Origin of the sequence: Actinophytocola sp. (assembly GCF_036555685.1) — a bacterium.
GTDB lineage: Bacteria > Actinomycetota > Actinomycetes > Mycobacteriales > Pseudonocardiaceae > Actinophytocola.
The window spans coordinates 17,238-33,241 of the sequence record NZ_DATBKY010000193.1 but is presented as its reverse complement, the minus strand read 5'-3'; the positions used below and the strand labels follow the sequence as shown (position 1 = coordinate 33,241).

The window sequence follows — 16,004 nt, the reverse complement described above, 5'->3', positions numbered from 1 at the left end:
GACCTGGCGACGTCGATCAGTGCCGAGTGGACGTTCCGGTCGTCCCATGTGGACGGCGAGGAGCCGGCGGCGCTGGCGCTGAACACCGTGCACTTCACGCCGGTGCTGGACGAGCAGGACAGCGCGAAGGCCGGCAAGCCGTTCCTGGTGCCGCTGGTGCTGCAGGACGAGACGGGCGCGTACGCGCGGCCGCGGCGGGTGACCGTCGAGGCGTCCTACGACGAGGGCAGGACGTGGCAGCGGGTGCCGGTGCTGGTGAACCTCGTCGCGGCGCTGCAACACCCGGCGGGCGCGGAGTCGGTCTCGCTGCGCGTGTCGGCGTCCGACCGGGACGGCAACACCGTGAAGGAGACCCTGATCCGGGCCTACAAGCTGCGGAAGTGAGTGGTCAGCCGGCGGTCGTCGGCCAGCACGTGGAAGGCGACCGCCGGCGGTAGCTCGAAGTCGATGGGCGTGCTGCTCTCGAAGGGCAGCACGGCCGTCGACACCACGCCGGGCGCCACGAGCAGCGGGCGGCCGGCGAACGTGGACGCGGCGGACGTGTGCGCGTGTCCACAGAGGACAGCCGCCACGTGCGGGTGCCGCTCGACGATCTCCGCGAGGTTCGCCGCCCCGAACTGCCGGATGCCGTCGACGAGCGGGTGGTGCAGGACGACCGGCGGGTGGTGGAAGCACACGAACGCCGGCTCGTCGGCCGGCGCGTCGGCGAGGACCTTGTCGAGCCAGCGCAGCGTCGTGTCGTCGAGGATGCCGTCGTCGCGGCCCGGGATGGTCGAGTCGCACATGGCCACCGTGGCGCCGGGCAGGTGGTGCACCTGGTTCACCGGCTCGCCGCCGTCGTCGGCCGCCTCGAGGAAGTGCCGCTGGTAGGCGACCCGATCGTCGTGGTTGCCCGGGCACGAGAGGACCGGGAACCGCGCGGTGGCCAGGAGCTCGCGCGCGGCCCGGTACTCCGCCGGCGCCCCGTGGTCGGCGATGTCGCCGGTCAGCAGGATCGCGTCGATCTCGCCGGGCAGCGCGTCGAGGTAGCCGACGACCCGCCGCGCGCGGCGCAGCGCCCGGGCCGGGTCGTGGTCCTGGCCGAGGTGGATGTCGCTGAGGTGCGCGAAGGTCACCATGCCGGGGGGTCCGCTCCGGGCCGGTGCGGGCCGGCGAGCGGGGCCGACGCGCCGGGCACCTTGAGGTAGCTGAGCCGGCCGTAGTCGCTGTCGGCCTCGTCGAGGTAGGGCGCGAGGTCGACGCGAGTGTGCGGCGTGGTGTCGCGGCCGAGGTCGTGCAGCCACTCGGCGGTGCGCGCGAGCGAGAGCTTCACCTGCCACGAGCCGCCCTCGACGGCACGCCGGCGCAGCGCGGTCAGCACGCCGAGCGCGGCCAGCCAGCCGGTGCCGTGGTCCAGGGCCTGGGCGGGCAGCGAGCGCGGCCGGTCCATGCCCTGGTCCGCGGCGATGCCGCTCGACATCTGCACCAGGCTGTCGAAGCCGCGCCGGTCCCGCCACGGTCCGGTGTGGCCGTACGCGGAGAGGCTCACCACGACGATGCCGGGTCGCAGCTCGGCCAGCCGCGCGGCCCCGAAACCCTTGCGGGCCAAGGAGTCCGGCCGGTACGACTGGACGAACACGTCGGCGCCGGCGACCAGCTCGCCCAGTGTGTCGCGGCCGGCGGGCGTGTCGATGTCGACGTGGCAGGATCGCTTGCCGAAGTCGGTGTCCATGACGATGCGGTGGAGCACCGGGCGCTTCGGGTCGGTCACGTGCAGGACGTCGGCGCCGTGCGCGGCGAGCGTGCGGGCGGCGACCGGGCCGGCGATCACGTGGGTCAGGTCCAGCACGCGCACGCCGGTCAGCGCGCGGTCGTCCAGCGTCCACACGGCGAGCAGCTGTCCCGGCGAGGACCGGTCGACGAGCGCCTGCTCGGCCAGGATCCGGTCGGTGCGCGTCCGGTCCAGTTGGGGCAGCGGCCGGGGCGGGGCGTCGCCGATGCGCTCCAGCGCGACCAGCGGCTCGGCGCGCACGGCCCGGCCGGGACCGTCGGTGAGCCAGGACTCGCGATCGCGCATGGCCGCGGCCGCGCCGCCCGCGGCGAGGACGGCGTCCTCGACCTCGACGGCGGTTCGCGCGGCCACCGCGGCGCGCACGCCGTCGGCGTCGGTACCGAGCGCGCGCAGGATGGCCTCGGCGTGGTGCGGGTAGTTCGCGTGCAACCGCACCCAGCCGTCCGCGGCCTCGTAGTTACCGGACAGCGACGCCCACAGCGCGCCCGGCTCCTCGCCGGCGACCGAGAGGTGCGCCTCGCTGCGGAACGCCTCCGCCGCGTGTCCGATGTGGACCTCGACTGGTTTCGGGTGGCCGCCGCGCTCGCGGACGAGCTCGGCCGCGGCCAGCGTCGTCGCCGCGACGCACGCCGCGGCCGCGTCGCCCACCCGGTACGGGCCGGGGAGCGGGTGGTCGTCACCGGTGAACGTCACGGGGCCGAGGTCGGTGCCGGTGACGTCCTTCCAGAGCGCGGCGAGCGTGTCTGTCGGCACGGTCGTCAGGGCAGGTTCGAGACGAGCTCCGCGGGAGCCAGTCTGGTGCCGGTGTAGAAGGGGATCTCCTCGCGCACGTGCCGGCGGGCGGTGCTCCCGCGCAGGTGCCGCATGAGGTCGAGCAGGCGGTGCAGCTCATCGGCCTCGAAGGCGAGGATCCACTCGTAGTCACCGAGCGCGAACGAGGCCACGGTGTTGGCTCGCACGTCCGAGTAGTCGCGCGCCATCTTGCCGTGTTCGGCGAGCATCGTGCGGCGCTCCTCGTCGGGGAGCAGGTACCACTCGTAGGACCGCACGAACGGGTAGACGCACAGGTACTTGCGGGCCGGTTCGCCCGCGAGGAAGGCCGGGATGTGGCTCTTGTTGAACTCGGCCGGGCGGTGCAGCGCGACCTGGCTCCACACCGGGGCGGTGGCGCGGCCCAGGGCGGTGCGGCGGAAGCCGGCGTACGCGGCCTGCAGCTGCTCGATCTCCTCGGCGTGCCACCAGATCATGAAGTCGGCGTCGGCCCGCAGCCCGGCGACGTCGTACACGCCGCGCACGACGACGCCCTTGGTCTCCAGCCCGTCCAGATACTCCTGCGCCTCGGTCGCCGCCGGGCCGCGATCGTCACTCAGCTGCCCGGGAATCGCGCGGAACACCGACCACATCGTGTACCGGAGGGTGTCGTTCAACTCGGTGTAGTTCAGGCGGGCCATGGCGCCATATTCCCACTACCCCGCATGTGCCCGCGTCAGAAGGTGCTCCGCGACACGGTCCGCCGCGAGGCGTGCACTGTCCACACACGCGGGGACGCCGACGCCGCGGTAGGTGGCGCCCGCGAGCGCGAGTCCGGGCACCTCGGCTACCGCGCGTTCGATCGCGGACACGGCCGCCGCGTGGCCGACGCCGTACTGCGGCAGGCCGCCGCCCCAGCGGGTGAGCGTCCAGTCGACCGGGGCGGCGTCGACCCCGGTCAGCTCGCGCAGATCGGCCCGGACCGCGGCGAGCAGGTCGGCGTCGTCGCGACGCAGCAGCTCGGTCTCGCCGACCCGGCCGATCGACGCGCGCAGCCGGACCGGCCCGCCACCCCACTTGACGCTCGTGTGCGTGAACGCCTTGGCCGTGAACGGGGTCCCGTCCGCGTGCCGCTCGCCGACCGCGAGCAGCACGCCGCTCGTGGCGGGCAGCGTCGTACCCGCCGGGAGCACCATGCTGAGCACGGCCATGGAGCCGACCTCGACGCCGGCGAGGACCGCGGCCGCCGCGGGGACGGCGCCCTCGAGCAGGCGGCGGGCCGCGGGCGGCGGCACGGCCAGGAGCACGGCGTCGGCGTGGTGGAGCTCGGCGCGGCCCGGGCTGCCGATCTCGAGCTCCCAGCCGCCGGCCACCCGGCGGAGCTCCCGGACCGGGAGGCCGAGCCGGATCTCGGCGCGCGACCGCGTGCGCAACTCGTCCACGAGCCCGGCCATGCCGCCGTCGAGCGCGCCGAACACGGGCGCGCCGCCCGGGTCCGGCGTCCCGAGCACGCGCGCGGCGGCACCGGTCAGCGAGCCGCCGGCCGGACCGAGCGCGTCGACGAGGGCCGGCATGGTGGCGCGCAGGCCGAGCCGGTCGGCGCGGCCCGCGTAGACCCCGCCGAGCAGCGGCTCGACGAGGTGGTCGACGAGCTCGCGGCCGAACCGCTCGGCCAGCACGTCGCCGACGGCCACGTCGTCCGCGATCTCCAGCGGCGGCAGGTCCGGCTCGGCGGCGACCCGCTCGGCGGCGGCCGCGCTGAGGACCGGGCGGACCTGCTCGGCGTCGGCCGGCACGCCGAGGAAGGTGCGCTTGGGCAGCGGGACCGTCCGGCCGCCGGCGCGGACGGTGGCGGCCGCACGCTGCGGGTGGATCAGCCGGTCGCCGAGCCCGAGCTCGCGGACCAGCTCCACGGCCGCCGGGTTGCGCAGCACGAAGGCCTCGGCGCCCACGTCGGTCGGGGTGCCGGCGAGCTCGACCGTGCGCAGCTTGCCGCCGAGCCGCCGGGTCTGCTCGACCAGCGTGATGCGGGCGTCCGGGCCGAGCCTGGTGCGCAGCCGGTACGCGGCGGCCAGCCCGCTGATGCCGCCCCCCACGACCGTCACGTTCATGGCGTCAGGCTGTGCACCAGCTCGACCACCCTGGTCAGCACATCCGGGTCGGTGTTGGGCAGCACGCCGTGGCCGAGGTTGACGATGTGCCCGCCGGCCGCGCGGCCCTCGGCCACGATCCGCCGGACCTCGCCCTCGACGGCGTCGAAGTCGGCCAGCAGGACCGCCGGGTCGAGGTTTCCCTGCACGACCGGCTTCGCCGTGCCGTGCCGCTCGAGGCGGCGGGCCGCCTCGTCCAGCGGCAGCCGCCAGTCGACGCCGACGACGTCCGCCCCCGCCTCCCGCATGGCGGGCAGCAGCTCGCTGGTGCCGACGCCGAAGTGGATCTTCGGCACGCCCTCGATCGCGTCCAGCACGCGGGCGGAATGCGGCAGCACGAACTCGCGGTAGTCCCGTTCGGCGAGCGTGCCCGCCCACGAGTCGAACAGCTGCACGGCCTGCACCCCGGCGGCCACCTGGACCTCGAGGAAGGTCGTCGTGATCGCCGCGAGCGCGCCGAGCAGGGCGTGCCAGGTGGTCGGGTCGGAGTGCATGAGCGCCTTGGTGCGCTCGTGGTGCCGGCTGGGCCCGCCCTCGATGAGGTAGGAGGCGAGCGTGAACGGCGCGCCCGCGAACCCGATCAGCGGGGTGTCGCCCAGCTCCGCACGCAGCAGCCGGATCGCGTCGGCCACCTTGTCCAGCTGCCCTGCCTCGAGGGCCGGCAACGCCTCGGCCGCCGCGCGGGTGCGCACGGGCTCGGCGACGACCGGCCCGGTGCCGGGCACGATGTCGACGCCGATGCCGGCGGCCACGAGCGGCACCACGATGTCGGAGAACAGGATGGCCGCGTCGACGCCGTGGCGGCGGACCGGCTGCATCGTGATCTCGCAGACCAGCTCCGGGGTGAAGCACGCCTGCAGCATCGGGACGCCCTCGCGGACCTTGCGGTACTCGGGCAGCGACCGGCCGGCCTGGCGCATGAACCAGACCGGCGGGTGGGCGGGCTTCCCGCCGGCCGCGGCGACCAGCAGGGGCGCGGTGGCCGCGCGGGAGGCGGTGTCGGACACGGAAGTCATAGCACCATGAATCGTGCCACGCGGGTCCGACAGCGCCCGCCGGAGCCACCGGAGCCACAGTCTGTGCGCATGAACTCGGCGGCCCGTCCGGCGCGCCGTCACCGCTCACCGACTCGGGTGGTCCTACAGTGACGAGTCGTGACCAAGACGTCGGCAGCGCCTGAACTGTTCACTCAGGCCGTCGCGGCGCTCAAGTCGGTGCGCCCGCGGCCCGAGCTGCAGCTCGGCGTCGTGCGCCCGCCGCAGCGCCTGGCCCCGTGGGCGTTCGCGATCACCGCGGAGGCCAACGGGCCCGCGGATGTGCTCGCCACGGGGCGGCTGATCCTGTTGCACGATCCCGAGGGCCAGGAGGCCTGGGACGGGGTGCTGCGGGTGGTCACCTACGTGCGGGCGGAGCTGGACGCGGAGCTCGCCGACGATCCGTTGCTGCCCACCGTGGGCTGGTCGTGGCTGACCGATGCGCTGGCGGCGACGGGCGCGGAGTACACGGCGCTGGGCGGGACCGTGACGGACACGTCGTCGGCCCGGTTCGGCGACATCTCCGGGCCGGCGCGGACCGACGACCTGGAGCTGCGCGCGTCGTGGACACCGGTGAACGCGGACCTGGCGCCGCACGGCGAGGCGTTCTGCGACCTGATGGCGAGCGTCGTGGGCCTGCCGCCGGTCGGCGTCACGATGTTCTCCCAGCGGCAGGGCAGCTGAGCCGTTCTTGTCGGTGGCCGGGTCTAGCGTCCCGGTCATGACGTTCGCATACCTCTTCGTGCTGGACACGCTCTCGGACTGGGAACACGGGTACCTCACGCCGGAGCTGAACACGGGCCGCATGTTCGCCGAACCGGGCACCTCGGTGCCCGTGCGTACCGTGGCCCTGACCCACGACCCGGTCACGACGATGGGCGGCCTGCGCGTCACGCCGGACGTGGCACTCGCCGACCTGTCCCCCGCCGACGCCGCCGTCCTGATCCTGCCGGGCGCGAACACGTGGGCGGAGCCGCGGTACGAGCCCGTGCTCGCGAAGGCGCGGGAGTTCCTGGCCGCCGGAGTCCCCGTGGCCGCGATCTGCGGCGCGACCATCGCGCTGGCCGGCGCGGGGATGCTCGACTCGCGGCCGCACACGAGCAACGACCTCGAGGCGCTGAGGCAGTTCAGTCCGGGCTACCACGGCGCTGAGCACTACGTCGACGAGCCGGCGGTCACGGACGGGGACCTCATCACGGCTTCGGGGACCGCGCCGCTGGAGTTCTCGCGGCACGTGCTGGCTCGGTTGGGCGTGATGTCGGAGGAGACGCTGGAAGCCTGGTACCAGCTCTACAAGACGAGCCGGCCCGAGTACTACTTCGCGATGGTCGACTCCTTACCGCAGCCTGTGTGAGGTCGTCCGCCCGCGGATGGCAAGCCGGCAGCGGTTGATCTTCGGTCGCGGTTCGCGGGCGGAGGGTCAGCTCGACTTCGCTACTTCCTCAGCCGCCTCCAGGGTCCGCAGCACGTTCTCCCCGGCGAGCTTGGCGCAGTCCTTCTCGCTCCAACCGCGCTCCAGCAGTGCCGCGAACAGCGCGGGGTAGCGACTGACGTCCTCCAGGCCCTCCGGGAGGGAGCCGACGCCGTCGTAGTCGCCGCCGATGCCGATGTGGTCGATGCCCGCCACCTCGCGGGCGTGCTCCACGTGGGCGACCACGTCCTCGATGCCGGCCTTCGGCTTCGGCGGCGCCGACCACGTCTGCTGGAACTTCGTCCGCTCGTCGAGGTCCCGGTGGTCCGCGCCGGCGGCGGCCATGGCCTCCTGGAGGGACTTGTCCCACGCGACCACGGCCTCCGACACGAAGTTGGGCACGAACGTCACCATGCACACGCCGCCGTTGGCCGCCAGCCGTGACAGCACGTCGTCCGGAACGTTGCGGGGGTGGTCCGTGACGGCTCGGCAGGAGGAGTGGCTGAAGATCACCGGCGCGGTCGTGCAGTCGAGGGCGTCGCGCATGGTCGTCGGGGCCACGTGGGAGAGGTCGACCAGCATGCCGATGCGGTTCATCTCCGCGACCACCGAACGACCGAAATCTGACAAACCGCCCACAGCAGGCTTATCGGTCGCCGAGTCGGCCCACGGGACGTTCTCGTTGTGCGTGAGCGTCATGTACCGGACCCCTAGGCGGTACAAAGCCCGCAACACACCCAGGGAAGAGTTGATGCTGTGCCCGCCCTCGGCACCGAGGAAGGACGCGATCCGGCCCGCCGCGAAGGCCGAACGGGCCTCCGCAGCCGTTCCGGCAATTTGCAAATGCGCCGAATATTTTGCCGCCAGTGAGTGCACGAGCTCGCACTGCTGCACCACCGCGGTCACCGCAGCGTCACCCACAAGGCGGCATGGGATGTACACAGACCAGAACTGCGCACCCAGTCCACCGGCCCGAAGACGGGGTAGGTCCGTGTGCAATTGCGACTGAGTCTGGGTCAGGTCGATTCCGAAACCATCCGATCGGGAGGCGTCTACACCCGGCTCGGAACGCAACGCCCAAGGTAGGTCGTTGTGTCCATCGACCAGAGGGGTGGACTTGAGCAACGTACGGGCGCGCTCGAACTCCCGGATCTCCACTACCGCGACCTCGTTTCATCGTGTACAGGGGCTAGCGCGTTACGTCACCAACCAAGAGTCACCCGATCGTGTTACATCCGCACACCGGAGTGATGTCTCGATTGGATAGATAACGAATTGATCATCCCGCTAACCCGCTTGGGGGGCTAGGCTGCCTTCGTCGACACCACTTTCGGTCCAATGGCGGCGCGGCTGTTTGGCCGAAGGTCCCGGTGTAGGTCGGGGGGCACGACCGACTCCAGGGAGGTAGTGACGTGGCTGCCGTCGGCTTAGGTCAGGCCGTTCGAACCACGCCAGCCGGCGTCTTGCCGGCGAACATGGTCCCGCACCCGCGGGAAGAGCTGTTCTCGGTGCTGGTGGTCGATGACCATCCGTTGTTGAGGGAGGCGATAGCTGCCCGGTTGACCCAGATGGGCGCGGGTACCGTCCACGAGGCTGCCACGGTGGCCGAGGCGAGGGCGAGGGCGTTGGCCACCGGGCCGTGCGACCTGGCGATACTCGACCTCGGACTGCCGGATGGCAGTGGCATTGAGCTGGTGACCGAGCTTCGTGGCCATGGCTGGCCGCGAATCGTGGTGCTGGCGTCGTCAGACGATCCGTACGCCGTGCGTTCGGCCTTCCAGGCAGGGGCCCAGGCCTACCTGCTGAAGTCGGCCTCGCCGGTGGTCGTGACCGACGGGGTCCGGCGTGTGCTCGAAGGCGGCGTCTACGCCGACCCGAGCGTCGCGCCCATCCTCGCCACGGGCACGCGGGTTCCTGGCACCGACAACACCCCGCGCGAGCTCTCCGCTCGCGAGGTCGAGGTTCTCCAGCTGGTCGCGGACGGTCAGTCCAACAAAGAGATCGGGGAGGGGCTCAACCTGTCTGCGCTGACAGTGAAGAGCCACCTCTCGCGGATCGGCCGGAAGTTGGGCACCGGCGACCGGGCACAGATGGTCGCACTGGCCATGCGGGCCGGTGTGATTCGTTGATCTGACACTCGGTGGATCGGGGCGCGGGGCACAATGCGCTCCCCGATCCACCGGTGTTCGACCCATAACACCTAGTTACGCGCACAGCGTGAACACGCGTCCCGTATGGTCATCCGCCGTGGGTGAATCGGGGACCGGGACGAACGAGGAGGCACGGCCGGAGCCGGTGCTGCTGACGAAACCAGCGGAGGGCACACCGGAGGTCGTCGTCACGTTCGAGGCACTGCGCGAGGCCTCGGACACGCTGGCCGCTGGCCAGGGACCAATCGCGGTGGACACCGAGCGGGCCTCGGGCTACCGGTACTCACAGCGGGCCTACCTGGTGCAGGTGCGCCGCGAGGGCGCGGGCACGGTACTGCTCGACCCGGTCGCACTGAACGACCGAATCGACCCGTTCATCGCGGCGCTCGCCGGCTCCGAGTGGGTGCTGCACGCCGCCTCGCAGGATCTCCCCTGCCTCGCCGAGCTGGGTCTTCGCCCCGCACGCATCTTCGACACCGAGCTCGCCGGCCGGCTCGCCGGCTTCGAGCGGGTCGCCCTCGGCACCCTCGTCGAGCACCTGCTCGGCTACCGGCTCGAGAAGGGCCACGGCGCCGCCGACTGGTCGCGTCGGCCGTTGCCGCAGGACTGGCTGGACTACGCCGCACTCGACGTCGAGCTGCTCGTGCCATTGCGCAACGTGCTGGAGGACGAGCTGGCCCGCCAGGGCAAGCTCGAGTGGGCGCTCGAGGAGTTCGAGGCACTGCGCGTCGCCCCGCCCCCGCCGCCGCGGGCCGAGCCGTGGCGGCGCACCTCCGGCATCCACCGGGTCCGCTCGCCGCGCGGGCTCGCCGCGGTCCGTTCGCTGTGGGAGACCCGCGACTCGCTCGCCCGGCAGCGCGACATCGCCCCCGGGCGGGTACTGCCGGACAGCTCCATCGTGCAGGCGGCCATCGCGGCGCCCGACGACGAGGACGCGCTGTTACAGCTGCCGGTGTTCCGCGGCCGCTCGCAGCGCCGGATCGCCGAGACGTGGGTGCGCGCGCTCCGCCACGCGGCGCGGTTGCCGAAGAGCGAGCTGCCCGACCCGTCGCCACCGCACGACGGCCCGCCGCCCCCGAACCGCTGGGCCGACCGCGACCCGGTCGCGGCCGCACGGCTGACCGCCGCCCGCGCGTCGCTCGCGGTCATCGCGGAGGCCAACAACCTGCCGATCGAGAACCTCCTGCAGCCCGACCTCGTCCGCCGCACCTGCTGGCGCCCGCCCGACCCGCTGTCCAACGACGCCGTGGCCAAGGCGCTGCGGACCGGCGGGGCGCGCGAGTGGCAGATCTCGTTGACCGTCGACGCGCTGGCCACCGCGCTCAACGGCGTCGCGAAGGACTGAGACCGCGGTGGCCGGCCGGATCCGGATCGGCACCTCGGGCTGGGTCTACCCGCCGTGGCGCGGGGTGTTCTACCCGCCGAAGCTCGCCCACCGCCGCGAGCTCGAGTACCTGTCGCGGCAGGTCAACTCCGTCGAGATCAACGGCTCGTTCTACTCGCTGCAGCGGCCGTCGAGCTACCAGACGTGGCGCGAGCAGACGCCCGACGACTTCGAGTTCGCCGTCAAGGGCGGCCGGTTCATCACCCACATGAAGCGGCTGCGGGACATCGACGCGCCGCTCGCGAACTTCTTCGCCTCCGGCGTGCTCGCGCTGGGCGACAAGCTGGGCCCGATGCTCTGGCAGCTGCCGCCGACGCTCCGCTACGACGAGACGCAGCTCGCCGACTTCTTCGACCGGCTGCCGCGCTCCACCGAGGCCGCGGCCGAGCTCGCGCGCCGGCACGACGAACGGCTCGACGGCCGCGACTGGACCACCACCGACGCGGACCGGCCGGTGCGCCACGCGCTCGAGGTGCGCCACTCGAGCTTCACCGACCCGGCCTTTCCGGACCTGCTGCGCCGGCACGGCATCGGCCTGGTGGTCGCGGACGCCGCCGCCGAGTGGCCGTACCTGGAGGACGTGACGGCGGACTTCGCGTACGTCCGGCTGCACGGCAGCACCGAGCTCTACGCCAGCGGCTACACCGACGAGGCACTCGACGGCTGGGCTGAGCGCATTCGCCGCTGGACGGAGCAAGGCGTTGATGCGTACGCCTATTTCGACAACGACATGAAGGTGAAAGCGCCGCGAGATGCGATCGGCCTGTTGGAAAGGCTGCGCAGTGGGTAGCCCTTGGTTACCTGGTGCGCACACGACCAGGTGATCCCGGGGTGCCGACCGAGCGGAAAGGTGCGACCTGTGCTGGTACCGCTCGACGCCGACGACCCCGGCGAACTGGGGCCGTTCACCCTCCAGGGCCGTCTCGGCTCCGGGCCGGTCTACTTGGGCCGGTCGGCTGAGGGCACCGCGGTGGCGGTCCGGGTGCTGCCCGGCGAGTTCCACGGCGACCCCGTGGCGCTCGGCCGGGTGCGGGGTGCGCACGTCGCCGCTCTGGTCGACGCGGCGGACGGCTGGCTCGCCACCGAGTACGTCGACGGCCCGGCACTGGACGAGGTCGCGCCGCTGCCGGCTGCCGACGCGCAGCGCACGACCGCGGCGGTCGCCGCCGCCCTGGTGGTGATCCACGCGGCGGGCCTGGCACACGGGGACCTCACGGCGGCGAACGTGCTGATGCCGGCGGACGGCCCGCGGGTGGTCGGCTTCGGCATGGTGGACGGCGATCCGGCGGCGGACGTGTACGCGCTGGGCGGGCTGATCACGCTCATGGCCGGCGAGCACCCGCCCGAGCCGCTGCGCGGCCTGGCGGCGAGGTGCCTGGCAGCGGACGCCGCGGACCGCCCGGCCGCGGCGGAAGTCGTGCGCCTGTGCCGGACGGAGCCGGCGGGCGATCCGCTCGCCTACGACGGCGTCGCCCCGCCGTCGAACCCGCTCGACCTCTCGGCGGGCATCCCGTCCGACGCGGCGGTCGGCCCGATCGCGGCCCCGCCCCAAGCGGATGCCGGGGCCGAGGACCCGCTGGCATACCCGGCCGCGGCGCCGCCCGACAACCCGCTGGACCTCTCCGCGGGCATCCCCGGCGGCTCGATCGTCGGGCCGATCCCGCCCGACGCGACCGCCGAGGAACCGGAACCCGTCAGCTACCCGGCGGCCGAGCCACCGGCCAACCCGCTCGACCTCTCCGCCGGCATCCCGAACGACTCGATCGTCGGGCCGATCCCGCCCGACGCGACCGCGACCGAACCCGAGCCCCTGGCCTACGCGGCCACGAGCCCGCCACCCAACCCGCTCGACCTCTCGACCGGAATCCCCGGCGACTCGATCGTCGGGCCCATCCCACCCGGCGCGACCGCGGACGGCGCGGCACCGCCCGCCCGTCCGGCGGCCATGCCGCCGGCCGCCGCGGGCTCGCTCGCGTACCCGGCCGCCGAACCGCCGGCCAACCCGCTCGACCTGTCGGCCGGCATCCCCGCGGACGCCGTCGTCGGGCCGATCCCCGCCGAGGCGGCCGCGCCGGCGGGCCCAGCCACACCGCTCCCGATCCCACCGGTCGGCGAGCAGCCGGCCGAGCCACCGGCGGCTGCGAGTGCCGCGATCACCGCGCCGCCCATCGACCCGCGCGACCTCGAAGCGCTCCGCGCGGCGGCCGACGAGGTCGCGGCGGCCGCCGCGACGGAGACAGCCGCGGTCGGCGCCACGGATCGCGGCCACGTCATCGAGCCGGTCGCCTACGCGCCGCCGACCGAGGACACCACGACCGTCGCGAGGCCGTTCTCGCCGGTGCGCCTGCGCCGGCGACCGCGCCTGCTCCTCGCCGGGCTGGCCGCCGCGCTCCTGCTCGCCGCGGCCGCCACCGTCCCCCTGGTCGCGGACCACACGACCGCCGGCACGCCCGTCGCGGTGCCCGAGAGCGCGCGGCCGGCCGAGGGCGGTGCGCCCCGACCCGGTAGCCCCTCGTGCAGCGGCACGAAGAACCTCGACGCCAGCGGCTCGATCCTCCAGCGCGACGCGGTCAACGCGATCGCCCAGCAATGGGTCGCCCGGTGTGCCGGCAGCACGGTCGACTACACACCCGGCGGCACCGCGTTCGGCGTCCAGCAGTTCGCCGCGGGCGAGACCGACTTCGCCGTCGCCGACCACGTGCTCGGTGCCAACCAGGGCGAGATCGCCGCCGCCGCGGCCCGCTGCGCCGGGGCCGGCGCCCCCGCGAACAAGGACCTGGTCCTGCAGGTGCCCCTCGTCCTGACGCCGCTCGTGATCACCTACGACCTGCCGGGCCTGGACCGGCTCCGGCTCGACGCGCCAACCGTGGCCGCGATCTTCGCCGGCCGCGTCAAGAGGTGGAACGACCGCGCCGTCGCGAAGCTGAACCCGCACACCCGCCTGCCCGCGACGCCGGTCACCGTGGTCGCCCGCACCGGCCTCGCGCAGACGACCCAGACGTTCCAGGAGTACCTGACCGCGGCCGGCGGCTGGCGCACCGGCGACGGGCCGGAGTTCACCGGCAAGGCCGCCGTCACGCACAACTCCGACTCAGAGGTGCTCGCCTCGGTCCGGCAGACCGCGGGCGCCGTCGGCTACGTGCCCGCCGGCCGGGCCCGTGCGATCGACTCTCCCGCCGCCACGCTCGTCACCGGCGGCAAGCCCGCGCTGCCCGACTCCGGTGCCGTCAACGCCGCGGTCGAAGCCGCGTTGCTCGACATCGTCGACTACGCGAAGCTGCCCGAGGCGATCTACCGCGCCGAACCCGCGGTCGACGGCACCGTGCCCTACCCGCTGGTGCACGTGGGCTACGTCGCCGCGTGCACGTCGTACCGGGACCCGCGCACGGCCGCCGCGATCCGCGACTTCCTGGTCACCGCGCTCGGCATGCAGGTGTCGTCGGCGAGCGGGTACCAGCTGCCGTTCGGCCGACTGCGGGCCGGGCTCGTCGACCTGGTCGAGCGGACCTACTGACCTACCGGGGGACGGCGCGCCGGCAGGTGCACGGTCACGGTCAGCCCGCCCCCGGGGACGGCCTCGGCCACGACGGTGCCGTGGTGGGCGAGCACCACGGCCCGCACGATCGCGAGCCCGAGCCCGGTCCCCTCGTGCGCGGTCCGGTCGACACCGCCGCGGCGGAACGACTCGAACAGCTCCTCGACGCGCTCGGGGTCCACGACCGCCCCGGACGAGCTGACCCGCAGGCTCGACCACTCCGCCGCCAGGCCGGTCCGCACGTCGATCCAGCCGCCGTCGACGTTGTGCCGCACGGCGTTCTCCAGCAGGTTGCCCGCGACCCGTTCCAGCAGCGCCGGATCGCCGGCGGACGGGGACGGTCCGGTGTGGAACGTCGTGGACAGGCCGCGCTTCTCGGCGTCGGCGGCGATCGGCTGCCACGCGGTGTCCACAACGGACGCCAGGTCGACGGGCTCGACGAGGCCGATGCCCATGCCGTCGGTGCGCGCGAGCAGCAGCAGGGCCTCGACGAGGTGCCCGGCGCGCATGGTCGCGGAGCGCACGACGCCGGCCATCCGGCGCAGCTCGTCGGCGTCGGCGTTCGGGTCGGACAGCGTGACGTCGAGCTCGGTGCGGATCACCGACAGCGGGGTGCGTAGCTCGTGGGAGGCGTTCGCGACGAACTGGCGCTGCGCGGAGAACGTCGCCTGCAGGCGGTCGAGCATCGCGTCGAAGGTGTCGGCCAGCTCGGCGACCTCGTCGCGCGGTCCGCGCAGCGAGATCCGCTCGCCCAGCGACTCGGCGGACAGCCGGCGCGCGGTGCCGGTGACGTCGCGCAGCGGCTTGAGCACCCGGTCGGTGAACGTCCACGCCAGCAGCGCGGTGGCGAGGACCACGCACACGAACGCGATCGACCCGGCGACGAGCACCCGCAGCCGGGCGCTGTCGCGCAGCACCTCGGCGAGCTGTTCCGCCTTGACGGGCACGCCGTCGACGATGACCGTGGTGCCGGCCGGCAGGTTGGGAGTGGTGACGGCGTTGCCGGCGAGCATCCAGCCGAGCCACAGCAACAGCGCGGCGACGAGCGCCACCAACGCGGTCGCGAGCAGCGTGATCCGGCCGCGCAGGCCGGGACCACGCCGGGACCCGGTCACGAACCTGTCGCCGACCCGGCCGCGGGCACCCGGTAGCCGGATCCGACGACGGTGTCGATGAGCCCCGGCTCACCCAGCTTCTTCCGCAGCGTCATCACGGTGACCCGGACGGTCGTGGTGAACGGGTCGGCGTGCTCGTCCCACACCCGTTCCAGGAGCTCCTCGCTGCTGACCACGGAGCCGGACGCGGCGAGCAGCACCTCCAGCACGCCGAACTCCTTGCGGGTCAGCTCGACAGGCTCGCCGCCGCGGGTGACGGTGCGGCGGGCCGGGTCGAGCTCGAGGTCGCCCGCGCGCAGCACCGGCGGGGTGACCGGAGTGGACCGCCGGGCGAGCGCCCGCACGCGCGCGACGAGCTCGTCGAAGGCGAAGGGCTTGGCGAGGTAGTCGTCGGCGCCGAGGGAGAGCCCCTCGACCCGGTCGGCGACCGAACCGGACGCGGTCAGCATGATCACCCGGGTCAGCTGTCCGGACGCGACGATCTCGCGGCACAGCTCGTCGCCGGACATGCCCGGCAGGTCCCGGTCGAGCACGACGACGTCGTAGCGCGTGACGGTGGCCTTCTCGTGGCCCTCGTCGCCGTCGAGCGCGACGTCGACGGCCATGCCCTCGCGACGCAGCCCCCGGGCGACCGCCTCGGCCAGGGGTTCTTCGTCCTCGACGATCAGAATCCGCACGGTACAAAGGTACCGACATTCGCATTC

The 16,004-nt window shown here is 73.5% G+C and carries 14 protein-coding genes and 1 pseudogene; 7 read left to right on the top strand and 8 right to left on the bottom strand.

Features of this window, described 5'->3' with window-relative positions; all coding sequences use genetic code 11:
- Positions 1–384: pseudogene (locus tag VH969_RS18260) on the top strand (S8 family serine peptidase); the annotation flags it as partial.
- Here VH969_RS18260 and VH969_RS18255 read toward each other — a convergent pair.
- The 5 genes from VH969_RS18255 to hemE are packed head-to-tail and all read right to left on the bottom strand — an operon-like array spanning position 366 to position 5,687.
- Positions 366–1,118, bottom strand: a complete 753-nt coding sequence (locus VH969_RS18255) for a metallophosphoesterase (RefSeq protein WP_331975720.1) — start codon at positions 1,116–1,118, stop codon at positions 366–368. The pseudogene VH969_RS18260 and the gene VH969_RS18255 sit on opposite strands and share 19 nt — an antisense overlap.
- A complete protein-coding gene (locus tag VH969_RS18250) occupies positions 1,112–2,524 on the bottom strand; it encodes a CoA transferase (RefSeq protein ID WP_331975718.1) in 1,413 nt (470 codons plus the stop codon). Before VH969_RS18250 ends, VH969_RS18255 begins: the two co-directional genes overlap by 7 nt.
- Before the next feature lie 5 nt (positions 2,525–2,529).
- The gene (gene hemQ, locus VH969_RS18245; protein ID WP_331975716.1) at positions 2,530–3,222 is read right to left on the bottom strand and encodes a hydrogen peroxide-dependent heme synthase; all 693 of its coding nucleotides are present in this window, start codon (positions 3,220–3,222) and stop codon (positions 2,530–2,532) included.
- A 15-nt stretch (positions 3,223–3,237) separates the two neighbouring features.
- Positions 3,238–4,632, bottom strand: a complete 1,395-nt coding sequence (gene hemG, locus VH969_RS18240; protein ID WP_331975714.1) for a protoporphyrinogen oxidase — start codon at positions 4,630–4,632, stop codon at positions 3,238–3,240.
- Complete coding sequence (gene hemE / locus VH969_RS18235; protein ID WP_331975712.1) at positions 4,629–5,687, bottom strand: uroporphyrinogen decarboxylase; 1,059 nt, start codon at positions 5,685–5,687, stop codon at positions 4,629–4,631. Before hemE ends, hemG begins: the two co-directional genes overlap by 4 nt.
- 138 nt (positions 5,688–5,825) lie before the next feature.
- On the opposite strand from hemE, the gene VH969_RS18230 reads away from it, so the two are divergent.
- A complete protein-coding gene (locus VH969_RS18230) occupies positions 5,826–6,389 on the top strand; it encodes a DUF3000 domain-containing protein (protein WP_331975710.1) in 564 nt (187 codons plus the stop codon).
- A gap of 37 nt (positions 6,390–6,426) precedes the next feature.
- Positions 6,427–7,059 carry a type 1 glutamine amidotransferase family protein gene (locus VH969_RS18225; protein ID WP_331975708.1) on the top strand — a complete coding sequence of 211 codons (633 nt, stop codon included), beginning with the start codon at positions 6,427–6,429 and terminating at the stop codon, positions 7,057–7,059.
- Between the two features lie 66 nt (positions 7,060–7,125).
- Here the strand turns inward: VH969_RS18225 and VH969_RS18220 are convergent, their stop codons facing one another.
- Positions 7,126–8,274 (bottom strand): dipeptidase, encoded by a 1,149-nt coding sequence (locus VH969_RS18220; RefSeq protein WP_414638553.1) that lies wholly within the window; start codon positions 8,272–8,274, stop codon positions 7,126–7,128.
- 254 nt (positions 8,275–8,528) lie between these two features.
- Here VH969_RS18220 and VH969_RS18215 point away from each other — a divergent pair, with 254 nt between their 5' ends.
- From VH969_RS18215 to VH969_RS18200, 4 genes are all read left to right on the top strand, one after another.
- Positions 8,529–9,245, top strand: coding sequence for a response regulator (locus VH969_RS18215; protein ID WP_260191334.1), 717 nt, complete (start codon positions 8,529–8,531; stop codon positions 9,243–9,245).
- A 118-nt stretch (positions 9,246–9,363) separates the two neighbouring features.
- A complete protein-coding gene (locus tag VH969_RS18210; RefSeq protein WP_331975702.1) occupies positions 9,364–10,611 on the top strand; it encodes an HRDC domain-containing protein in 1,248 nt (415 codons plus the stop codon).
- A gap of 7 nt (positions 10,612–10,618) precedes the next feature.
- A complete protein-coding gene (locus VH969_RS18205; protein ID WP_331975700.1) occupies positions 10,619–11,440 on the top strand; it encodes a DUF72 domain-containing protein in 822 nt (273 codons plus the stop codon).
- Positions 11,441–11,509: 69 nt separating this feature from the next.
- Positions 11,510–14,164 carry a substrate-binding domain-containing protein gene (locus tag VH969_RS18200; RefSeq protein WP_331975698.1) on the top strand — a complete coding sequence of 885 codons (2,655 nt, stop codon included), beginning with the start codon at positions 11,510–11,512 and terminating at the stop codon, positions 14,162–14,164.
- Here the strand turns inward: VH969_RS18200 and VH969_RS18195 are convergent.
- Complete coding sequence (locus tag VH969_RS18195) at positions 14,158–15,300, bottom strand: sensor histidine kinase (protein WP_331975696.1); 1,143 nt, start codon at positions 15,298–15,300, stop codon at positions 14,158–14,160. The genes VH969_RS18200 and VH969_RS18195 overlap by 7 nt on opposite strands.
- Entirely contained in the window at positions 15,297–15,977 is a 681-nt protein-coding gene (locus tag VH969_RS18190; protein ID WP_331975694.1) for a response regulator transcription factor, read from the bottom strand. The genes VH969_RS18195 and VH969_RS18190 overlap by 4 nt, the downstream gene beginning before the upstream one ends.
- Positions 15,978–16,004: the final 27 nt, after the last annotated feature.